Origin of the sequence: Rhodococcus sp. A14, assembly GCF_011603105.1 — a bacterium.
In the GTDB taxonomy this organism is placed as follows: domain Bacteria; phylum Actinomycetota; class Actinomycetes; order Mycobacteriales; family Mycobacteriaceae; genus Rhodococcus_F; species Rhodococcus_F opacus.
Map to the genome: position 1 here is coordinate 1 of NZ_JAAOQS010000236.1, position 2370 is coordinate 2370.

Consider the following 2370-nt stretch of genomic DNA (forward strand, 5'->3'; position numbering starts at 1 on the left):
CTGTCACTGCTTCGATCATCGTGCACCCCGACGCTATGCCTCCCGCACGGTTGGGACGACACCGGAGCGGGCGGCGGCGGACCTTGAGTTGGGCTTACTCGCTGCCGAAATCCTTTACGCCTGTGTCATTCCATTTAACTCCGGGCCGCGCTCCGGCGTCCGAGAAATCGCCCCGACCGCTTCGACACAATTGTGTGTCGTCGATCAGACAGCTGGTTCGCCACGGTGCCGGTCAGCTCACGCTCGGCGGTACCCCGAACGCCTGCATCACGACCGCACCCCAGTCCCGCCACATCGGACACGGTGGAGAATCCCGGTGGTCCAGGAACCGGATCACCTCGTCGTCGAACGCAGCCGATGTCGGCAGCGACGAGTGTGCGGCGCGGACCGGGCAGCCATTGCGTTCGACGTCCAGCCGCCAGCCGTGCGGCATCAGTGGAAGATCGGCAGCCGAGGTGATACTCAGAACACGCACCTCCCCGGGCAGCGGCTCGCCGAGAATGGCCTGTGCACTGCCCGCGGTGCCGAGCAGTTGCCGCGCCGCGGGCGTATCGGGGTCGAAGGGGAAGAAGACGATGTCGGTCGCGGGCGCCGCCCACCGCAACAGGTCGCCGAACACCCTGCCCCGTCGGTCGACGTCCGGCGGCGGAAAGCCGAGCGGTGTTTCCGGAAAGACACCCACCAGCACCAGCACGTCGACCCGCGCCCGACCCGTGGCAACCGCCTCCCACGCGATCCAGGCGGCATGGGAATGTGCGGCAACGATCAACGGCCGCTGCAGGTTAGCGGCCTGTTCGGCAAACAACGCGACCTGTTCCTCGACGGGGCGCTGGGTGTCGGCAGGTTCGTACGGGACCCCCGATCTGATCGGACACGTCGAGTCGCGCTGAGGCTGTCCGTCGCCGGGGCCGGCGTAGGAGAAGTAATAGACCTGATCGCATTCGTAACCCAGCCGGTGCACGTCCGCCCGGTGGATGCTCCCCTGCCCCGAACGCGAATTGATTCCGGACATGATGAACAGCGAACCGGCCTGTCGTGACCCGGGTTCCGGATCGTCATAGCGTCGTGTCTGAACGAAGACCACCGACGCCACCGTCACCGCGACGAGGACGGCGACGAATGCGGCAACGGGCCGGGTGAGTGGCGCACGGTCCATCGCCCACACTGTCAGCCCTGTCGCCGCAGCCGAGGCCGGCACGAGCAGCACAGTGAGGGCCGGGGCCCGGTCGGCCAGAGCGCCGAGCGCGAGGACCGCCGCACAGTACGGCACCATCACCTCGATCCGCAGGCCGCGACGCCACGCCCGCGCCATCGCACCGCGTAGGGTCACCCCGCCCTGCCACGGGACCGAGCCGAGTATCAGGACCAGCAGCCCGACCAGCGCCACCGCCGGCCAAAACGCCCGCGAGTACAGCGTCGCGTAGGCGGTTGCGTCACCGAGCGTCGCCAAGAGGACGGGGCCGAACGCCACCGCATAGAACACTGCGGCGAAGCGGAGGCGTCGGGCATCGAGTCCACCGAGAAGCCAGGCCATCAGGATGACCCGCACGGCCGACACCACGGCCAGCAATATCAGGAACTGAGGCCACGAGGCGGTACGTACCAGCAGAAGTCGCAGGTCCGCGAACTGATCCAGCGGCGGCAGCGCAACCAGGTGCAGCAGTCCCGGCCAGACGGGAATAATCCCGCTCGCCGCGAGCACGACGACGAGCACCGCGACGGCGGCCAACGGCAACCACCGCGTCCCCTTCGTCGACGTCATATCTTTCGCTGTACTCGCTGTTCGCGGTCCGGCACAACCCATGCGGCGACCACGCAGGACACGCTGTCAGGTCCGCGGCCTGGACAGGGCGAGTGCTCGACGGCCTCGCGAACGTGAGTGGGAACAGCGCCCGGATGTACAGGTGCTCGTCGGTCATTGCAGCCCTCGCTGCGTCGATGCGACCCGGATGTCCTCCCGCCCCTTTCCCCGGCGGTTGGGCAGGCTGGGGTGGCGGCTCGGCTGACCGCTCGACTCCTGAACATGCTTCGGTTCCGGGGCTTCATCCACTCCCCGAACTGAATCTTCACTAGCCGTCACATTCTCAAACAGAATTATCTGCAGTTCTCTTGGCACTGAATTGGCGAATATTCATACTTGGTTCCGCGATCAAGTGATGCACCTCACATTCGCCGATCGCCGCGACGCCCGTCGCGCACAACCCACACCCACAGGCTCAGGAGCTTTACCCGTGAAAATCGGTATCCCCCGCGAAATCAAGAACCACGAATACCGGGTGGCCATCACCCCCGCCGGTGTCCACGAACTCACCGAACGCGGCCATGAGGTGATCATCGAATCCGAAGCCGGCATCGGCTCCTCCTTCGCCG

1 protein-coding gene and 1 pseudogene are annotated in these 2370 nt (G+C 66.4%); one reads left to right on the plus strand and one right to left on the minus strand.

What is annotated here, in order from left to right; translation table 11 throughout:
- Window positions 1-232: 232 nt before the first annotated feature.
- Window positions 233-1762 (minus strand): hypothetical protein, encoded by a 1530-nt coding sequence (locus tag G9373_RS45020; RefSeq protein ID WP_167121288.1) that lies wholly within the window; start codon window positions 1760-1762, stop codon window positions 233-235.
- Between the two features lie 469 nt (window positions 1763-2231).
- Between G9373_RS45020 and G9373_RS45025 the strand changes: the two are divergent.
- Window positions 2232-2370, plus strand: a pseudogene (locus tag G9373_RS45025) (alanine dehydrogenase); the annotation flags it as partial.

Coding starts and splice junctions, on each gene's coding strand:
- G9373_RS45020 (WP_167121288.1), bottom strand. CDS start 1,762: ATGACGTCGACGAAGGGGACGCGGTGGTTGCCGTTGGCCGCCGTCGCG.